Origin of the sequence: Nitrospira sp. (genome assembly GCA_029194665.1) — a bacterium.
In the GTDB taxonomy this organism is placed as follows: Bacteria; Nitrospirota; Nitrospiria; order Nitrospirales; family Nitrospiraceae; genus Nitrospira_D.
The window spans coordinates 282,383-299,568 of sequence record JARFXO010000002.1 but is presented as its reverse complement, the minus strand read 5'-3'; the positions used below and the strand labels follow the sequence as shown (position 1 = coordinate 299,568).

The following is a 17,186-nucleotide window of genomic DNA, read 5'->3' as shown; positions in this document are numbered from 1 at the left end:
GGCACAAGTGGAACCAGAGTCGCCATCACCTCGTGACGCGAGGTTTGGGTTGTGGCGCACAATGCTGGACAAGTCCAGCCGATACAGAATGCGGACGGACTCTCTCGCTCGGGCAGCGGAAATCCAGGGCGAAGGTCGTACGGAAGGGTTCTAAATGGCTAGGAAGTCATCCCTCACCGACGAACACTTCGATGACTTGGTCTACCAACGGATGATCGGGCATCCATGGTCGGAGGAGTCGAACTCTCCATCTGGCCGTGCCGGCATGTCGACCGCTTATCACCAGTTGTGTCGGCGGCGGTAGATTACTTGGTCTTGTGCCTTGCTCAGGAGCAGGACCCGATTCAATTCTGAGAAGTGCTGCTTCTTGGTCACCTGCAAGATAAGAGACTTGCCAGACATAACCTGACCCGGCTCGTGATTCCAGGGGAAAGCGACTTTCCGAGCCGACCACCATGTTCAGTCGGCTCGGAAACCCAGGGCGAAACTGTTCTTGGACCGTGTGTTCAGCACTCATGCCGGACCGATGACTGGGCCGTCGTGCCATCCGGCTCCATCGCGCCAGTAATGTTGCAACTGAAGATCGCGCCGAAGTGCGATGACTTCCAGATTCATACCCCACTGCCCCTCACACATACCTGCAACCGCCAGCACATTATGGCCGAAGGTTGCACTGTGACGCCACTGCATGTCTCCCCCGTTCCAGCGCCACCAATGCTGCACTTGTCCGCCGACTGCCACACACAATTCAAAATTTCCATGAGGTCCGCTCTCATTCTGCATTCCATATTGTCCCTGGATCATCACCGGTGGGCTTGCTACTGCGGCGCCGAACACCGCACCGGTATTCCAGATGCCCGTCGCTTCATGCCGCCAGAAGTGTTGCATCGTACCATCAGATCTGACTGCTACGCACTCGAGGTTTCCGTGGGGGGATCCATAGCTTCCTTGAATCAGGGTTGCGCCCGAATAGGCTAAACCGCTTCCGAATCGAACGCCGTTGTGCCATCCTGCGCCATTGCGCCATAGGTGCTGAAGTTGACCGCCGCCTACTAAGACTACGACTTCGAAGTTTCCTGGAGCCCCGTAATCGCCTTGCATGAAACCGGGGACTCCGCGACAATCGCCAGGTCCAAAGATCCCGCCGTCATTCCACGGCCCGCTCCCGCCACCGGGGCCCCACCAATGGTGGAGTCGCCCACCAGTGGTCAAGTAAACCAATTCCATGTTGCGATTGAACGTCGTACCGGTGAAGGTGGGACAGACTGCCGCGTCCGTGGCGAAACTCTTGCCTGCGCCCCACGTCCATGGCGGTCCTCCCTCGCGCCAACGATGCTGAATCCGGCTGCCGTTCGAGCCCATGACTTCAAGATTCCGGTTCATGGCTCCATTGCCGCTCTCGTACAGATTTCCGTTATGGAGACGGCGCTTGGTCCAGGGATCTGGGTTGACGTTTCTCACTCCGGCTTTGGCATATTGATCAATTCCTGAATCTCCATAAGCAACCCAGCAGTAACCGCTCATCCCCCAGCTGGTCCCCCAAGAGTTCTTGCAGAGCCAAGCTTGGAGAGAGTCGCTATAGCCCACTACCAACATGAAGTGGGTCCCAGCCAAGGTGTTAGAGGGCGCAGTGCTGCGGCGGTAGACTCCCGAACCATAGCCGAAGAAATCATTGTACACTTCCAGCCAGGTGATGAGCGGACCGACAGTATCGATCCAATCCTTGACCTGCTGGAAGCTGCCGACCCACTGAAAGGCCGGCCCTCGCACAGTCCTGCCGTTGCGGTCGGGAGTCGGTTGGTACGGTGGATTGTTGGTCGCCCAGGGGAAGCATCCCGGGTCGGCAAATCCGTTGTTGGCAAAGAAGTTCGACACATTACCGATGTTGCCGTAATCGCCGCATTGGGCACCGATGCCACCGTGGACGTCGCCCTCGGACAACCTTGTCCACAGCGAATCTTCGATACGCACCATGGCTTCAACGAGAGCCACACCGGCGAAGGCCCAGCAGGCGTTACAGGGATTCTGATCACGAACGGTCGTAATGAAATTGATTCCCCATCGATTGCGCCAATCAACCGACGTTGCTGCACCGCCCTCAGGCGGTTGAGTGCGATCGAGAGATTCGGCAAGGTCGGCAAGTCCCATCCGCAGCAGTTCACTCTTCCGAAATCGTTCTTCGAGGGTTTCTCGTCTAATAAACCCACGTTCAAGCCGACGAATTGCAAGGCGAGGGTTTGTGCCCACTCCAAGGAGTTCCTTGAAATCGATCGCTTGGACGGCCTCCGGCTTTTTCAAACCCGTGACGTCGCCGCCCAAACCTCTGATCGGAATCTGGTCAACGTCTGGCGCCTCAGGCAGAGGCTGCCAGGTGAGTGCCTCGCTGGCGATTGCCTCGCGCAATTCACGAAATGTGAGTCCCATGGTGACGTCCTCCTTCACGCTGTTGGTGCCCATTCACCGCCTCGCATACGTCTGCCTTGGTGCGGCGGGGATCGCAGCGGAAGCGGCCCTACTTCAATAACTGAGGTGTGTGAGCAAAAAGCGCGCCATTGCGCGAGTAGGTATAGAGGAAAGCTTTTGCACGGAGGTCAAATCCGGTAGCAAGGCGTAAATACTTATCTTGCTTCTCGCAGAACAAGCGAATCATGTGGATTGCAGTGTTCTACGTGTTCTATTGGTTCCGGCTGTTGACTCCGTTGCACTTCAGGCATTCTTTTGAAGTATCCTTTCTGATTCACCACAGTATCTGACTGGATACGCATAGAATTCGAGCATCTGAACATTTGGCACACTTGGCGCGTTCTGGCCACATCCCAATCCTGGAATCAAGTTTGCAGCACCGTTGAGTATCAGTCTGTGACAGCCCACGTCACGACTCATCTTTATCCAGGAGGTCCGTTATGCGTACCTTGAAAATCATCGAAACGGAGTGCGTGAAGGCATCCGACACGAAACGCCTGAGAGAATTGCAGTCCGAGAACGATTTGCTCAAGCTTCTCTATACGGATCTGTTGGCGAAGACTGTGGTCATAAGGGGCGGTCTCGCAAGAGGGATGAGGGACTGTTGAGCGACACGGAACATCAATTACGTAGTGATGACACTCTTTCAGCTAGTCAGTCCTAGAGCCTGCTTTGAGAATGCCGCCGCTGTCTCTTCGGAGACTGGTTCGTGGACATCCCGATGGTCCAAGCGCTCCAACTGTTTGACGTGCCGGAGTGGGGCGTGCTCTCGATCACGCTGGTCGAAACATGTGGCTCCCAATTCCTTATACCGGAGATGTGATACGGGACGTGGTCTTTGAGGGAAGATATCGATTAGAGCTTGGTGGTGCAGGACCGGTCGGGTGTCAGCGCCGAGTGCTTAGTCAGACATTCAGGGACGTTTCTCAGTTTAGCTGCTTTCCCATGACCTCTTCCCCGCCGCGGATGGTGCAATCTTCTTTGGTCGTGCGAATGGAGCGCCGTTCAGAGACATAGGTCATTTGCGTGCCGAGCTGGCGGACTTGTCCAGGCAACAGGCAATCAACCGTTTCGTTGGATTTCGGTCCATCCGGTACATTGATCACCTCGGCTCCCGGGGTCTCCGAAGCGACTGACGAGGAGTCCGAAGCGCAGGCCGACAGTCCAACCAGAAGCGTCACTGCCATAAAGGAAGAGACGAGAATCCTTTTGCATGAGATGGCTATGTCATGAGATCGCCCCGCTCGGATCGTGATCGGTTTATCGCAAAGTTTTGAGGGAATGTTTATGGCGGAAGCATGCTTCCGACTGATCATGATCGCTCCTTGTGTTGAAAGTTGAGCGTTCAGTGTCACTGAGAAGTGTAGCAGGCCTTATTGAAGCGTCTGCGGTGACCAGGTTGGTTTTGTATTCAAGCGCTTAGCGGTATGAGCTTTATTGCGACAGGCCGAGTTGGTGGAGGAGGCGGTTCAGTCACGCCTATTACTGAGGGGATCAAAGAGAAGATGATGACGAAATAGCAATGAGCTTTTAGGAGAGGTGTGCACCGATCACGAGATTGTTTTGGGTATGCGTTTGGTCATCCTCCTTTCCGTTGCTTCCGTCCGGTTCGTTGCCAGGGGATGACAGCTCAACAGCTCTCTGTGGAGGGGATGTTTTCAGAGTGCCTGCGGGACGAAGATAAAATCACCGATACTTTCGTGCCCAGCCATGTGGATAGGATCGTACGTGGGAACTTGCTCCGTGTGCATTTGTTGTGACGTGCTGACAACGCGGGAGCGGATGGCCAAAAACAATCGTTCGGCCTCCAGAACGGCGTCGTTCTCCTCCAGCACTCCAAGAAAGGCCTCGGCAAAAACCGAATGTCCGCTGCCCCCCGCATCCAGGACCGGGTTGACTCCACCCGAGGTCATAGCAGTACGCACCCGCCGTTTCGCAAGCTTTTTCAAGATGTCTAATCGTGCCTGGGCAGTCAAGCCCGGTTTTAACTGCGCCAATGAACTCCTCGTCAATTTTCCGCTAAAGCAGGAATCCGCCACCACCATCACCTGTTTTGCAGAGATAAGTTGTAGAAGGTCGATTACGTCGGAGAGATTCACCCATTCGGAATTGTTGTCGATCTCGGCATTAACGGGAATCCAGTACCCTCGATCGATGTCTTGTTCAAGATGTCCGTGGCCGGCGTAATAAATCAGCAGATTGTCGTTTTCGGTGAGGGTTTTCCGGTACTCATTGAGCGCATTCATGATATCTGAGCGTGTCGAGTCTTTGATGATCGTGACGTGGAAACCATAGCGCTCTGTCAACGTCTTGGCGACGGCAGTGGCATCAGAAATTCCATTCTCCAACTTCTTCCAGTGCTTGTAATCGTTATTCCCAATGGCAAGGGCATGGTAGTGCCCGAATGCTGACAGATCCTGCCTGGGCACCTGGGGATCGGGCCGTATCGTACCTGTGGCTTTGAGGACGAGTTTCAGTGAGGCACGCTTGTTTTGAGTATCCACGGCGAGAACCTGGAGGACCCATTCATCGCCGGCTGATTGAAGGGCTCCGAAGGTCGCCGTGAACACCCCGTCTTCGTTAACCTTCTTCTTCTCTCCATTCACCATCAGCGACCGGAGTCCGGCTGGTGCCAGCACGCGACCTGTGACTGAACGCTGGGAACCGGTGTTGATGAGAATCGCCAGCTCCTCTTTGCTACGGGTCTTGGCGAGTGGCGGGTCGATAATCTCCAACGTGGGCCCATCAAAGCCAAGATCAATGGAGTTGGTTTCGAGTGAGGCAATCTTCTGCTGAAGTTGCACGATGTCTGTATTCCTGGCGTCGAGTTCTCTCTTTGCTCGGTCCATTTCCTCCTGGAACTGCTTGACCTTGGCATCGGCTTTGGCGATGGCTTCGGACTGGTCAGGTCTCCCGTGAAGTTGGTCCAGCTCTGCGCGCGCCGCTTGGTACCGTCGATCGGCATCCTGGCTCTTTCGCCGATCGGTTTCTGCGAATCGTTGTAATTCCTGAAGTTGACTGTTTTGCCGGATAACTTCCTGATTTTTCGTAGCGAGCGCCTGCTCCAGTTCGCGGATGCGTGTCGAGGCTTGGGCGTTGGGGAGATGTTGGTTGGTGAGGAGGGATAGCGAGGCGTCGTCCAAACCGGACGCTTTCGCGAACCACGTGAAGGCTTGCTCCGGATCTTTCGGCACACCCAAGCCCTGTTCGTACAGCCGGCCAAGGCTAACTGCCGCTCGTTTTTCCCCCTGCTCAGCGGCCTTGCGGTACCAGTCCGCCGCTCGCTGATAATCAGGTTGTCCGCCTGCACCCCTTTCGTACAGCGTTCCGACATAATACTGAGCTTCTGCAGACCCTTTTTGAGCCTCATTCAGCCAGATTTTTAGAGATGTCCCATAGTCTGCCCGATCTCTCGCGACGTATTCGCCCCCACGGATGGCACAATCTTCCGCGGTTGTGCGAACAGGGCGCCGCTCAGTGACGTAGATCACCTGTGTACCGAGCTGGCGGATTTGCCCTGGTAACAGACAATCAACAATCTCGTAGGATTCCGGTCCGCCCGGTGCATTGATCGCCTTCACCGTATCGGCTGACGGCGGATCGGAGGCACAGGCCGAGAGCACGACCATGAGAGTTGCCGCTTTGTGGCACGAGGAAGGAATATTTTTCCACGTGGTTTCCATGGTGTGAGGTCGCCCCGCCGAGCCCGTAATCAGTTGTCGGCAAAACGGCAGTTCTTGCTGCAGGTAATCGCAGGAGAACGAGGTCGCGTGCAAAAAATGGACGTGGCCTGCGTCGGAAGCATGTGAGCCAAGGCTACGGTCTCTACGTAGAGAAATCAAGCCGCTAAGTCGTCCTCTCTTCAATTGCTCTGCCCCACGCGATCTGGCCGTTCCATCTGGGATCTCCGCTCAGGTAGTCAACTCAGGCGACCTTCTACTTCATAAAGGTTTCATCGCCCAGAGACCTGTGAGGCGTATCAGTTTAGATACATAAGTTGAATCTATTTAGATACTACGCGTTTGGGCATTTCAACGTTCGTCTTCCGCTCGTCATGCTCAGTATCTCCAAAACCTAAGAAACCGAGTGATGGGATCATGAAATATGAGGAAACTACCTAGCATTGCTCTTGCTTATTATTGTAGAGCATAGGTGCTTGCGATGTTTACGAGCCGAATCGCTGACGCGTTAGCCTGAGTGGCGATTTATGGCGCTCAACTTGCCGCTACTCCCTAGCTGAATAGTTCGACAACTTTGGGACTGACAGGGTTAATGGCGACCACACGAGATTGTCAAAGCAGATGCAATCCGGGCGCTGCCGCCACTGCAAAAGCGTCCGGCAAACCAACTCAGCACAAGAACCAGTGAGGGATTACCATTCAAAAAAGCGGTGTAATTATTGGCGATCCACTCCTGGGAGGAGGACCATATGCCGGCACTCGATCAACTTCGAATGGGTGAAGAGCTCGGAGGGTGGGACGATCAGAGCGGTAGGGCTGCTCAGTACCAAGACGCCGGGAGTGACTATCGTACTTACAAACCGTCGGTGAGTAACACGCCGGAAGGAGGACTGCTTGTCTCGACGAAAATCGACCATATCCGCGGGGGTGATTGGGTGGGCTTGGGCCAGGATGACCATTGTCTACTAACGGTGAAATTTGATAGCGAAGGGGAAATCGTAGACGCATCGGCTACGATGAAGTTCGCGGACATACCCCGGTTCGACCCTGTCTTAGTGGAAAAAGCCGTAGTAGCCGCCGGCCAAGCGAAGTATGCAGCAGCTGCTAAAGTAGCCGCCGAGGTTGCCAATAGCCTTGCCAAGTTCATCACGAACATCACGGATCATGGAGGACGCCTGAACTTTCCAGCCGTGGTCCAACGCAATATTAACATTATGTGGAAGTGTGTGGCGGAGGATCCGGCGAAGCTTACCCCTTATGAAATCAGAGTTGTCACAGGTCAATTGGAAGGCGCTGGGACTGATGCCACTGTGTATATCATTCTCTTCGGAGAATACGGGAACAGTGGACAGTTTGAGCTTGACAATCCCTCCAACAATTTTGAGCGAGGCAAAACCGATACGTTTGTTTCACCTCCGGTTTCGCGCCCTGACATGAAGGACTTAGGTGATTTGCAGAAGGTTAGAGTTTCACACGACAGTGGGGGGGAAAGCCCCGAGTGGTATCTTGATACCGTTACCGTGCAGAATCAAACAACAGGTCAATCATGGCTCTTCCCATGCCACCGTTGGCTAAATTCGGTTCAGGGTACTAGCGTGGAACTACTTCCGGACACGAAGCTAACCACCTATGAGATTACGGTTGTAACTGGTGATGTTGAAGGTGCCGGAACCAATGCTGGTGTCTACATAAGGGTCTCTGGATCGAAGGGGGCTAGCGAGTATGAGCTCGATAATCCCCGCGACAACTTTCAACGAGGCCAGACTGATCGATTTGAGTGGAAAACAAGGGACCTTGGCGAGCTGAAGGTACTGCACATCCGTCACGATAATAAGGGAGACACCCCTGGATGGTTTCTCGACCGAATTCTTGTCCGTAACCAAACCACTAACCAAACATGGCTCTTTCCATGTGGACAATGGCTTGCGGTTGACTCACCCGACGGTCGAACCGACCGACACCTCATGGCCGAACCACAGCCAGCCAAGCTTAACGACGGCCTTCTCATCAAAGGGAGTGGCGCCGCAGTCTATCTGATTGAAGCTGGAGAGCGTAGGTGGATTCCTGATCCCCAAACTTTTAATTGCAGAGAATTGGATTGGAATGCCATTCAAACGATCACGGATGCCGACTTGAATTCGATTCCACGAGGGCAGGACTTTCCTTCAAGGGCGGACGGGACCTTGTTGAAGGGGGCCGGACCAGCCGTCTTTTTAATGCAGAGCTGTGAACGAAGATGGATTACGAGCCAGGAGGTGTTTAATCGTCTCGGCCTAAACTGGGGTGCCGTTCAAACAGTTTCGGATCGAGACTTGGATGCGATTCGGCGAGGTCCGGACCTGTCATGACAGGTTTGTGGTAGAGGTCAATCTGGCGCTAGGTATAGTTTTCGCCCCCATCAAGGAGAGACACTTAGCAGGCTGCGGAAAAACTCGATTTGTGTGCTTCGACCGGCTCAGCACGAACGGAAAACCTGAGTAAATTCAATGCCCGCTCCGTTCGTCCTGAGGCTCTCGAAGGAGGAACGGAGGGTTTTTCCGCAGCCTGTTAGAGATGACTATGGTGCTTCGCCGAACTCATTCCAGCTAGACAGTGAATAGCCAGGCCCACATCACACACTTGCCGAGGAGGTATGACAATGAAGAACACCTTGTCGATTGGCAAGAATGGGTGTCTCGTACTTCTCCTGATCGCGATTCTTCCATCCAAAGCACCGGCACAGGTCCTCAACGACAAGGTCAATTCTCTGCTCGATGCGAAATGCGCCGGTCTTGGTCTTCCCTTGGATGGGAATGGGAATCCGATTACGACTGAGCTCGGGAGAAACCTGGCAAAGATCTGCGACAATCAAGTCGGCGCGTCCGAGGGCGCTATTACAGGCGGCGGTGGAGCTGCTTCTTTCCAGGGCTCTGCTGCATCGATTTTGAACAGATTGCTGCTCCAACGGTTGGATGAGACTGACGAAGAGGAAGGCCAAACACAGACACGATCCTCCTCCATGAGGCTCAACCCCTTTGGCTCGCTATTGTCCGGATCTGCAGGCACCTCATCCCTGTCATCTCCGTTTTATGCTGCCACGACAGCCGACGGTGGGTCAGCTGCGACATTCACCAGTAGCAGCCAGAGGCGTTGGAATGGGTTAGGATTGTTTGCCAGCGGCCTGGTCGAATCCCTCAACCGTGACATTACGACCTTTCAGGATGGGTTTAAATCCACAATCTTTGGCTTCTCAGGCGGAGCAGACTATCGGTTCAGCAGAAAACTCGTTGCCGGGCTGGCCTTCAGCTATTCCAACAGCGATGGAAACTTCAGCAGCGGCGGTAATTTCAGCACGAATTCCTATGGGGGCCTCTTGTTCGCCTCCTATCTGCCGACGGACCGGACGTTCATGCAGGTGAGCGGTGGTTATACACGAAATAATTATCTGATCTCTCGACTGGCCACGGCCAGAATCGGCACGGACCCATGTAGCCCTACAAGCATGAATTGTGTCGCTGGCGATGCGTCAAGCAACTCCAATGGCAACCTCCTCACCCTCGGACTCTTGACTGGGTACGACCATCCGATTGGCCGATTCACCATTGGTCCACGCGCGGGGGTGACCTACAGCAATACCCACATTGGCGGCTACACCGAAAACGGCAGCACAGGAATCGAACTCAAGTACAACGATCAATGGATCAACTCTCTGCAGAGTGTCCTCGGGGTCCAGGGATCAGCTGCTTTCAGTACCAGTTTCGCTGTTCTGGTTCCACAGTTTAATGCGGACTACATCCATGAGTTTGCCAACAACCAGCGCTTCATTAATGTTCAATTCGCGCAGGACTTGCGAGGGACTATGGGCTTTCCCGGGGCTCCGACCAAGTTCACATTCCAAACCGATGTGCCCGTTCGAAACTATTTTAATCTCGGCACCGGCCTCGTCATGGTCTTGCCGAATGGGTGGCAATTGTTCGGAAATTTCCGAGCGATGGTCGGAAACGAACAGTTCAACAATTACGCCGGCACATTTGGGTTGCGGCGAGCGTTATAGGCGCCGCTGATGAATAGGCAGTAATTAGGTGAATGGCTAGTTCAGCCACCTGCGATACAGGCCGAGAGCACGGCCATGAGAGCTGCCGCTATGAAGCATGAGAAAGGAATGGTTTTACACGTGGTTTCCATGTTCCGAGGTCGCCCTGCAGGGCCCGTAATCAGCTGTCGGGAAAACGGCAGTTCTTGCTGCAGATCACTGCAGAAGAGCGAGGTCGTGTGCAAAACATGAACGTGGCCTGCGGCGGAAGCATGTGAGCCAAGGCTACGGTCTCTACGTAGAGAAATCAAGCCGTCAAATCGTCCTCTCTCTAATTCCTCTGACCCACGCGATCTGGCCATTACATCGGAGATAGGTAGTCGGCCCAGGCGGAACTTCTACTTGGCAAAGGTTTCATCGTCCAGAGACGGGGCAGAGCGTATCGGTTTAGATACATAACGTGAATCTATTTAGATACTAGCTGATCAGGATCTCGTGTTCCGTCTTCCGTTCGTCCTGCGCAGTAGTGCTGAAACCCAAGAAACCGAGTGATGAGTCCTCGCAACCTTAACCGCACCACTAAGCATCGCTCTTGCTTAGCATGCTACATGGGTAATTGAGATGGTTAGCGACAGGGTGGTGACACGTTAGCCTGGGAAGCCGCATTTAGGCCCATGCGAAATGGTGAGTAGGGCCATGAGACCTTATTCATAGATCCGAATGGACTCATCCTCACTGGTGATTGGCCTAGCAGGACTGAACTTGTAAAGTCCTCGCCCTCAATGGTGATGCCTATGGTGCTTGGGCAAGCTCACTCCACTCATTCCCTGAACAGCCTGTCCCAGGTCAGAGACTCGTCGAGGAGCCACAGGATAAAGAACTCCTTGTCGACCGGCAAGAAGGCGTTGCTCGGGCTCTTTCTGATCGCGATGGTTTCCCCGTCAGAGGCATCCGCGCAGGTCCTCAATCAACAAGTCGATGCCCTGCTCGCCAACAACTGTGCCGGCCTCGGTACGGGAGGATTTCCCACACCCAATCTGACGGGGCTTGGTCCAGACCTGGCAGCCCTCTGCGATGTACCGCAGACAACTGGCGTCGTTTCGACGGGTGGTGGTGCGGCATCAGTCCAAGGGGCTCCCGCTTCGATCTTGAACCGGACGTTGTTTGGCCGGTTTGAGGATTTGAAACAGGAAGGGAAGGACGGCACCGGCCGACCAACCGCCATGTTGTTCAATCCATTGGGCCTGATGTCGCTCGGCACCCTGCGCGACGTCAGCATCGCCTCCCCGTTCTATGCGGCCACGAACGCGAATGCAGGGTCGCCGCTAAGCTTCATGACCGGCAGTCCTGGCCGATGGAATGGGCTTGGCCTGTTTGCCTCGGGACTGGCCGAGTCACTGAATCGGGATGTCACCACCTTTCAAGACGGATTCAAATCTCGGATCCTGGGTTTCTCCGCCGGACTGGATTACCGGTTCAGCAAGAAGCTTGTGAGCGGGCTCGTCGGGAGTTTTTCCAATACCGATGGAGACTTCCAAGGGGGCGGGACGTTCAACACGAATTCTTACGGGGTCTTGGGATTCGTCCAACTGATCCCCACCGACCGGACATTCATTCAAGGTACAGCCGGCTACACCCGCAACGATTATTCGATAGATCGACTGGCGACCGCGCAAGTGAGCTCCGTGGCTGTCGGCGCCGATCGCTTCGTCAACTCCATCGCAGCGAGTGATTCCAACAGCAACGTCCTGAACCTCGGTGCGCTGGCGGGATATGACCATCCGATCGGCCGATTTGTCGTTGGCCCGCGAGTCGGCGTCAACTACAGCCAGACCCATATCGGCGCCTATGCCGAAACCGGCGGGGGCGGAATCGGCCTCCAGTACAACGACCAGCTGATCCACTCATTGCAGAGCACCGTGGGCATTCAAGGATCGACAATTTATTCCGTACCGTTCGGCGTTCTCGTTCACCAAGTCAACGCCGACTACTTTCATGAATTCGCCAATTCCCAACGGTTGATCGACGTGCAATTCACGGAAGATCTTCGCGCCACGCCGACCAGATTCGCGTTTCAGAACGACGTGCCCGTTCGCAACTACGGCTATGTGGGAACCGGACTGGTCGCCGTGCTGCGCAATGGCTGGCAGCCGTTTGTCAATTTCCGGGCCATGGTGGGTAACGGCCAGTTCGACAACTACATCGGCACGTTTGGGGTGCGGATCGAACTGTAACGACGAAGGCGTGTAACACGCATTCCACAGAAAGGGGTGCCGCCATGAGCGTTACCCATTCGACCCTCCCTACCTGTCTCTTCATCTGTTTCATGATCCTGTCTGCCTGCGGCGTCGGCGAAAATCAGCCGCCGGTCACGACATCGTCAAGCACCACACCTATCGTCGTCGCACACGCGGAGCCGCATCAGAGTGTCTACATTGGCACCTTTGTCAGACTCGACGGCAGCAAGAGCACCAATGCCAATCAGACAGGCCTGACCTACTCCTGGACACTGGAAAAACCGGCAAACAGCAAAGCGACCTTGAGCGACCCAAACATCGTCAATCCGACCTTGACCGTCGATGTCGAGGGGACATACGAAGCCACGCTCATCGTCAGTGATGCGCAAAACGCGAGCTTGGTAAGCGCACCGGCTGCCGTGCTTGTCATCGCGTCCGGAACGAACCCTCCTCCCGTCGCAAACGCGGGGGCGGAACGATCTGCATTTGTTGGACTACCCGTGGTGTTGAATGGAAGCGGAAGCCGCGATCCCGACAATAACTCATTAACCTTCAATTGGAGCTTCTCTGGTGTGCCGGGCGGTAGCAAGGCAGCGCTTTTGGACCATACGACTGTCGCGCCTTCATTTACCCCTGACGTGGACGGAACCTACGAGATCAGATTAGTAGTCAACGATGGCACCAACGACAGCACGCCTGCTGCTATGATAGTCACCGCCTCAAACAAGCCCTCCCCGACTGCAGTGGCAAGCACGACATCTTCTGTGTTGTATTTTCCGCTCAATACGGAAACTATCTTTCTCGATGGCAGTCATAGCCATACGAACCCATCAGGTGGCGAATTAGCTTATGCATGGACGTTCAATTCCCCAAATACTGGCACTCCAGCCTTGCGCAATCCGGATAAGCCTAAAAGTTCTTTTTCGCCATCAATGAACGTTGCAGCAACTTATGTGGCTCAACTCACGGTAACAGAAACCAACCACCCTGGGCCTCAGCCAAATTTTCATAGCGATACAGTCTCAATAATTCTTGGTCCATTGGCAGCGATCAAAGCCTCACTTTTGACTAACCCTCCCACCTCCTTATTCACCTGCACATTGGACCCTTGCGACACAGCAACAATTCCAGTGAACACGCCTATTCAATTGGATGGGGGTGGCAGCGGCGTTAAACCTCTGGACTATCGCTGGAGGATTACCAATCCTTCAACTGGAGCCGTGCTCAACAACCCTACGGATGAGATGGCTACATTCAAGGCTGATACCGCAGAACCCGGTGGCACAACCTACAGTCTTGAACTTGAAGTAACTGATCAATCGCCGGCAAAGAATAAGAGCGTCCGACCCTTTAACATCACTGTAAAAGAAGGCCGCACGATCGCAATCGACCCAGATCCATCAAAACCTGGAGTGCCTACTACAGTGAAAGTATCGTTGTCGCCCAGCAGCACCGACGCAGCGCTTCGATATACCTGGGAACTCACTAGTAAGCCCAGTGGAAGCCATTCGGTTCTTAAAGATCCGTCGCCTGACAGCACTAACCAAAGTAACGAATTCACGACGGATAAGTCGGGGAACTATATCGTCAAGCTGACCGTGAGAGACACCTCCACCACGCCAAACACGATCAGTTCTGCTACTACAACAATCACGGCCAATAATAAACCGACTGCAAGGATTAAGGTATCACCCGATCCACCGAATGTTTGCAGCACTGTCGAGCTGAGGGGAACATCAAGCGAAGACTCTGACGGCACTGTGGCTTCTTACTCATGGACACTCACACGACCGGATGGGAGCAATTCTGTCTTAGCCAGAACTGATTCTTCTACGACCTCATTCAAGGCTGATAAACCGCACGAGTATAAAGTGACGTTGGTCGTCACGGATAACTTCGGGTCAACCGACACGAAAAAAATACAGTTTACGCCCGAGCCCAATCGCACTGGCGAAACAATTTTTAATGAGTCTGGGTTGGAAGGCATGCCCGCAAAAACATTTCTAGGTAACACAGGGCCCAAGTGCACGGCTTGTCACGGCCCGGGCAATAATGCATCGGGCCATGACCTTAGCAAGACGGACTATGATGAACGAAGGATCAAGAACCGAGTAATTGATCTTAACCATACAGGTGGGAAGACAACCTTAACTGATCCCGGCTTAACAAGCCAAATCAGCGCGCTGCGACAATTTCTGAATTCAAAGCTCCCAAATTGTCCTTAATCTATCTCCGCTGGGAGTGAGCATCGGTCTTTCGGCCTAACTGTGGTTTACAAAGTTTGTTGGAGGGGAGAAATCAATGAAGAACGGGAGCGCAAGTATCAAATCTGTTACGCGACTTTTTCTTACCGCTTTCGTTATGACTTCTTGTGGCTCCGGTAATTCCGAAAACTCACCCACCTCTTCTGGCAATCCTCCCACACCAATCGGCACAACCGTGCAGGTCTCCGTTGAAGCGACTGATCCAGATCGCGATCAACTCCATTACCGCTGGGCGGCGACGGAAGGCACGATCAATAACGTCGATGCCCCCAATACCACGTGGGTGGTGCCGCGAGGATCGGGGCTGCAGTTTGCCTATGTCTTAGTCTCGGACGATAAGGGTGGCTATACTGAGAGTCGCGCTGCAGCCTTAACCTTTGCGGATGTGGCATCAGAAACACCTTTCAACTTTACGCCTCCCACGAACATCCCCCCCACCACTGGATTCGCATGGGGCACCTTGTACTATCATCGCACCGCAACCTCACGCAATGTATACCTACCAGGAGTGTCAATTTCAGTTGCAGGGAATAGCACGAGCGTTACAGCCACCACGGATCTGAAGGGGGAGTTTTTCATTCCAAATCTTCCCTTTGGTTCATACAGTGCCACCTATTCACTCCCTGGAGGAATACAGGGGACATTCCCATTTTCAGTGACACGGAACTCTTTGCCGACTAGTCCCAGTGCCGAATCCTACGTCAGAGTTGTTGTCCCTGGTGGTGCGCTTCGTATTGCTGGTCACGTCTCGCTTGCCGATGGGTCGCTATGTGGTATTAGAAACGAGTTCTTTACCAACTCAACTCAGCCAAACTCGCTAACGGGACCACGGTCTGCAACAGTGGAACTGTTAAACACATCCAACCAATCCTTGAGTGAAGTTGTCCCTGTGAACCATTATGGAGACTTTTTCATCACTCGAAGTCAGGGTCAGTTTGAAGGGTTCCCCAATGCCCGACTACTCGTGCGCTGCGAACAGGCGCCTGACAAGATCGTGAATCTGACCGTCCCTGTTTCTGGAGATATAATTACGCTCCCAATTATCATCGATGCCTCATCCGATCCGGCCACACCCAATAACAGACCCATTATTTCGAAAATGACTGTCGCGCTAGGCGGCGCAGATAAGAGTCGCCCCGATCTTCCCAAACCTACAACCCTACTCCCAGAAATGGACCTCGCACCAGGCGATGATGTGTTTCTAACCTACAAGGGCATTGATACCCGCAAAGGGGCCTGTGCCTACTATCACAAGATTGGAGCTGTACAAGGTTGCGACGAGGATGGCTTTCCCACCAGTGAACAACTCACGTTGGATCAATGGAAGAAGACGGTTAATCTCTCTCCCTTTCACAACGGAAATCCGGCAGAGCCAGAATTCAAAGCTATCTACGTTAATAAGCAGGATCTCAATCTGACGAGAGACATGCAAGGCATTAAACTTCAGGATGGTACATTGGCCTACAATGTCTGCAATTATCCAGGCCCCCAGAATGTGAACGATCCACTCGGAGCTCCTACGCGCATCGGTGATGAAACTCAACCGGATATCAACCTTGCGATCGATAATGCTCGCCGCGGAATCGGCAAGGTTGTCTGTGTAGCCATGGACTATTCAGAAGCAAGAGGGGTGCGGTTTTATACATTTGGGCCCTCAGGGAAGCTGCTGCTGTCGGTCAGTCTTGACGGTCGGCGAGAGAAATTTATGCCAGGCACTTGCGTCGCCTGCCACGGCGGTGACAATTATGGCGGGAAATTTCCTGATGATTACAGCCCAACGAATCCGACTGGGTCAGGCCATGCCAACCTCGGCTCCTACTTCCTCCCATTCGACGTGGCAAATTTCTATTTTTCTACTAGCGATTCTTCTCTGTCGCGCAAGGCGCTACTCAGCCCCCTTCGGCGGATGAATGAGCTGCTTGCTTCAGTGCCTGACAATGCAGCAACGAAGCCAATCGTTGCCGATCTCAAGTCTCTCATAACAACACGGTGGTATCCGTCAACAAACACGAATAACGAGCAAACGAATCCTGCTCCCTCTGTTTATTCGACTCAACCGACTAGCCTTAATGGTGTAACTTGTGCTAGTTGCCATAGTTCTGGTACGCCTGGAACTTCCGTCCCTGGACCTTATCAGGCAGAAGAAAAACACGCTGCCGCGATTGCACCAAGCTGTCAAGTTTGCCACACATCCAACTACCAAGTAGCGGATCCAATAGGAACTGGATCACCACGCATTTCGTTCTTAGAGCGACCTCCAGCTCACTATCTGAGGGGGAGCAATTCTGCACCTCGCGGACCACACTCTGTTTGCGGAGGAAGTTCGGATTTAAAAATGAACCACGCGATGCCCAATGCTCTCAGTGCTTTTGAGCGATTCTGGCTGAAGAAGGGCACCGATCAACCAACGGCATTGTTCTCAATCCCCTCCCCGGGGACCGGCCAACAACTTGGGTTCTGCTCAACTCCTTCTCGACACCCAGAGCTGTAATGACTCATATCTTGGGTGAGCGAATTATTGCTCACACAG

At 53.7% G+C, this 17,186-nt stretch carries 10 protein-coding genes; 6 read left to right on the top strand and 4 right to left on the bottom strand.

Features of this window, described 5'->3' with window-relative positions:
- Positions 1-166 precede the first annotated feature (166 nt).
- A complete protein-coding gene (locus P0119_07045) occupies positions 167-547 on the bottom strand; it encodes a hypothetical protein (GenBank protein ID MDF0665818.1) in 381 nt (126 codons plus the stop codon).
- A complete protein-coding gene (locus P0119_07040; GenBank protein MDF0665817.1) occupies positions 514-2,424 on the bottom strand; it encodes a C1 family peptidase in 1,911 nt (636 codons plus the stop codon). Before P0119_07040 ends, P0119_07045 begins: the two co-directional genes overlap by 34 nt.
- A gap of 479 nt (positions 2,425-2,903) precedes the next feature.
- Here P0119_07040 and P0119_07035 point away from each other — a divergent pair, with 479 nt between their 5' ends.
- Positions 2,904-3,071, top strand: a complete 168-nt coding sequence (locus P0119_07035; GenBank protein MDF0665816.1) for a hypothetical protein — start codon at positions 2,904-2,906, stop codon at positions 3,069-3,071.
- A 318-nt stretch (positions 3,072-3,389) separates the two neighbouring features.
- On the opposite strand, the gene P0119_07030 is transcribed toward P0119_07035, so the two are convergent.
- Both P0119_07030 and P0119_07025 read right to left on the bottom strand, forming a co-directional pair.
- Entirely contained in the window at positions 3,390-3,779 is a 390-nt protein-coding gene (locus P0119_07030; GenBank protein ID MDF0665815.1) for a hypothetical protein, read from the bottom strand.
- A 342-nt stretch (positions 3,780-4,121) separates the two neighbouring features.
- Positions 4,122-6,146 (bottom strand): caspase family protein, encoded by a 2,025-nt coding sequence (locus tag P0119_07025; protein MDF0665814.1) that lies wholly within the window; start codon positions 6,144-6,146, stop codon positions 4,122-4,124.
- A gap of 746 nt (positions 6,147-6,892) precedes the next feature.
- Between P0119_07025 and P0119_07020 the strand changes: the two genes are divergently transcribed.
- The 5 genes from P0119_07020 (at position 6,893) to P0119_07000 (ending at position 17,147) form a co-directional block, all read left to right on the top strand.
- A complete protein-coding gene (locus P0119_07020) occupies positions 6,893-8,491 on the top strand; it encodes a PLAT/LH2 domain-containing protein (protein MDF0665813.1) in 1,599 nt (532 codons plus the stop codon).
- A 290-nt stretch (positions 8,492-8,781) separates the two neighbouring features.
- Positions 8,782-10,176 (top strand): autotransporter outer membrane beta-barrel domain-containing protein, encoded by a 1,395-nt coding sequence (locus tag P0119_07015; protein MDF0665812.1) that lies wholly within the window; start codon positions 8,782-8,784, stop codon positions 10,174-10,176.
- Positions 10,177-11,039: 863 nt separating this feature from the next.
- Positions 11,040-12,389, top strand: a complete 1,350-nt coding sequence (locus P0119_07010) for an autotransporter outer membrane beta-barrel domain-containing protein (GenBank protein ID MDF0665811.1) — start codon at positions 11,040-11,042, stop codon at positions 12,387-12,389.
- Positions 12,390-12,433: 44 nt separating this feature from the next.
- Positions 12,434-14,617, top strand: a complete 2,184-nt coding sequence (locus tag P0119_07005; protein ID MDF0665810.1) for a PKD domain-containing protein — start codon at positions 12,434-12,436, stop codon at positions 14,615-14,617.
- A 76-nt stretch (positions 14,618-14,693) separates the two neighbouring features.
- A complete protein-coding gene (locus P0119_07000; GenBank protein MDF0665809.1) occupies positions 14,694-17,147 on the top strand; it encodes a hypothetical protein in 2,454 nt (817 codons plus the stop codon).
- Positions 17,148-17,186: the final 39 nt, after the last annotated feature.

What these genes read in the sequence shown, in the direction of transcription:
- P0119_07045 (MDF0665818.1), bottom strand. Translation starts at nt 547, where the DNA reads ATGGCACGACGGCCCAGTCATCGGTCCGGCATGAGTGCTGAACACACG.
- P0119_07040 (MDF0665817.1), bottom strand. Translation starts at nt 2,424, where the DNA reads ATGGGACTCACATTTCGTGAATTGCGCGAGGCAATCGCCAGCGAGGCA.
- P0119_07035 (MDF0665816.1), top strand. Translation starts at nt 2,904, where the DNA reads ATGCGTACCTTGAAAATCATCGAAACGGAGTGCGTGAAGGCATCCGAC.
- P0119_07030 (MDF0665815.1), bottom strand. Translation starts at nt 3,779, where the DNA reads ATGATCAGTCGGAAGCATGCTTCCGCCATAAACATTCCCTCAAAACTT.
- P0119_07025 (MDF0665814.1), bottom strand. Translation starts at nt 6,146, where the DNA reads ATGGAAACCACGTGGAAAAATATTCCTTCCTCGTGCCACAAAGCGGCA.
- P0119_07020 (MDF0665813.1), top strand. Translation starts at nt 6,893, where the DNA reads ATGCCGGCACTCGATCAACTTCGAATGGGTGAAGAGCTCGGAGGGTGG.
- P0119_07015 (MDF0665812.1), top strand. Translation starts at nt 8,782, where the DNA reads ATGAAGAACACCTTGTCGATTGGCAAGAATGGGTGTCTCGTACTTCTC.
- P0119_07005 (MDF0665810.1), top strand. Translation starts at nt 12,434, where the DNA reads ATGAGCGTTACCCATTCGACCCTCCCTACCTGTCTCTTCATCTGTTTC.
- P0119_07000 (MDF0665809.1), top strand. Translation starts at nt 14,694, where the DNA reads ATGAAGAACGGGAGCGCAAGTATCAAATCTGTTACGCGACTTTTTCTT.